Genomic DNA, 2,191 nt, shown 5'->3' with positions numbered 1-2,191 from the left:
CAGCTCCTCCGCGTTGTGGAAGAAGTAGAGGCCGAAGTCCACCAGCGCGGCCGGCGCGGGGCGGCCGTCCACGAGGACGTGCTTCTCGTCGAGGTGCCAGCCGCGCGGCCGGACCATCAGCGTCGCCGTCCGCTCGCCGAGGGCGTAGGCCTTCCCGTCCGGCCCGGCGAAGGCGATCGTGCGCCGCACCGCGTCGCGCAGGTTGGCCTGACCGAGGGTCACGTTCTCCCACGTCGGGGAGTTGGCGTCCTCGAGGTCGGCCATGAAGACGCTGGCCCCCGAGTTGAGGGCGTTGATGATCATCTTGCGGTCCACCGGGCCGGTGATCTCGACCCGGCGGTCCATCAGGTCGTCGGGGATCGAGGCGCCGGTCCAGTCGGCGGCGCGGACGCCGGCGGTGGCGTCGAGGAAGTCGGGCAGCATCCCCTCGTCGAGGCGGGTCTGGATCTCCCGCCGGCGGCGGAGCAGTGCGTCGCGGCGCGGACGGAACTCGCGGACGAGGTTCACGACGAACGACAGGGCTTCGGGCGTCAGGACCGCCCCAGCGCCGGGAGGCGGAGGGAGCGTCAGCGAGGCGCCGGCGGGAAGGGCGAGCGGAACGTCGTCGGGCACGGCCGTTCCTCCTCTGTTTGGGCGGTCGGCGGGGCCGCGCGAACCGGCCGACGATGATTGTCTCTCCGCCGGGGGCGACGGCGGCGCGGGGCCGGACCGATTTCTAAACGTGGCGGCAGTTCCCGCGCGGGCAACGATTTGTTCGACGTGAAGCCGAGCGTGTTGGTCGGGGCCCGTCCGCCGGCGGACGGGGCGGGCGGAGGGGCGGCCGCAGGGGCGGCCCGGCGGGGCGGGCGACGTCAAGACGACGCGTGAAATCGTTTACGGCGCGCCACCGCGGCGGGGTGCGCCGTTTCGGCGCGGTTCATTGAGAAGCGCCGCGTCGCGCCGCAGGGCCGGCGCGACGGCCGCCGCGCCCGATTTGCGGGACGAATCGGGCGTTTGCGAACGCCGACGGGACCGCGGAAAGATTTTTCGCGATGCGGGCCGGACTTGGCGCCGGGATTGCTCTATAGGCGGGCAACGAGGGCAGACCCCCTGCCCCGTAAAAAACGGAACCGGACCCCCCCAAAACCGGTTCCGATGATTTGAAGAAACCCCCTTTCTTCAAACCTCCTCCCCTCGCGAACCCCCGGCGTCCTGGCCGGGGGTTCGCCTTTTATGGGCACGGAATCGTCCGCCGCCCCCCTTCGACCGCCCACCGCCCCGAATCGACCGCCGGTCGCGCCGCGCCGGCCCGGAAGGCGCCCCGAATTTGCGGAATCAAACGCGCGTTTCATACTGCCGCTTGCCCCGCGGAAGGGGCGAGGCCTCGCCATGATCCAGACAGTCCCCCAGCGCGGCGCCGCCGACCCGAGCGCGGCGACCAAGGAACGGCTGCTCGACGCGGCGGAGAAGCTCTTCGCCAAGAAGGGCTTCCTCGCCACCTCGGTGCGCGACATCACCACCGAGGCGGGCTGCAACGTCGCCGCGGTCAACTACCACTTCGGCGGCAAGGACGCGCTCTACAGCGCGATGCTGCGGCGCCGCGTCGCCGCGGTGCGGGAGAAGCGCCTCGCGACGCTCAACGCCGCGCTCGGCGCCGGCCTCCGCCCGACGCTCGAACAGACGCTCCGCGCCATCGCCGACGCCTTTCTCGCCCCGGTCCTCGAGGACGAGACGGGGCCCCGCTTCCTCGAGCTGATGTCGCGGGAGATGGTGGACCGCCGCCTGCCGGCGACGGTCTTCCTCGAGGAGCTGTTCGAGCCGACGTCCGACGCCTTCTGCGCCCTCCTGCGCCGGGTCGAGCCGCGCCTCGACCAACAGTCCGCGCGCACCTGCATCCATCTGTTCGTCGGACAGCTCGGCCACACGATGCACGCGCGGCGGCTCTTCGAGAGCTGCCCCGCGCGCCGCAACAAACTGACGCCGTGGCCGCGGATGATCGACGAGATCGTCCGCTTCTCCGCCGGCGGCGTCCGCGCCCAACTTGAAGAGGTTCCCCGATGACACGAATCCCGCTCGTTGCGGCGCTCGCCGGCGCCGCCTTGCTCGCCGGCTGCGCCACGCCGCGCGCCGCCGCTCCCTCCGCGGCGCCGGACGTCCCGTTCGCCGGCAAGGCCGCGCCGCTCGCGGCGTCGCTCGCCCCGGCCGCGCCGGC

Annotated in this window: 2 protein-coding genes; one reads left to right on the top strand and one right to left on the bottom strand. The window is 72.6% G+C overall.

Annotated elements, in window-relative coordinates:
* Positions 1–570 (bottom strand): malate synthase A (locus LLG88_03875; protein MCE5246048.1); only part of this gene is annotated, 570 nt, incomplete at its 3' end.
* A 798-nt stretch (positions 571–1,368) separates the two neighbouring features.
* Between LLG88_03875 and LLG88_03870 the strand changes: the two genes are divergently transcribed.
* Positions 1,369–2,040, top strand: coding sequence for a CerR family C-terminal domain-containing protein (locus LLG88_03870; protein MCE5246047.1), 672 nt, complete (start codon positions 1,369–1,371; stop codon positions 2,038–2,040).
* Positions 2,041–2,191: the final 151 nt, after the last annotated feature.

The organism is bacterium (assembly GCA_021372775.1).
Classification (GTDB): Bacteria; Acidobacteriota; Polarisedimenticolia; order J045; family J045; genus JAJFTU01.
Note: the sequence above shows the minus strand (reverse complement) of the source record. Positions and strands in the feature narration are given on the sequence as shown.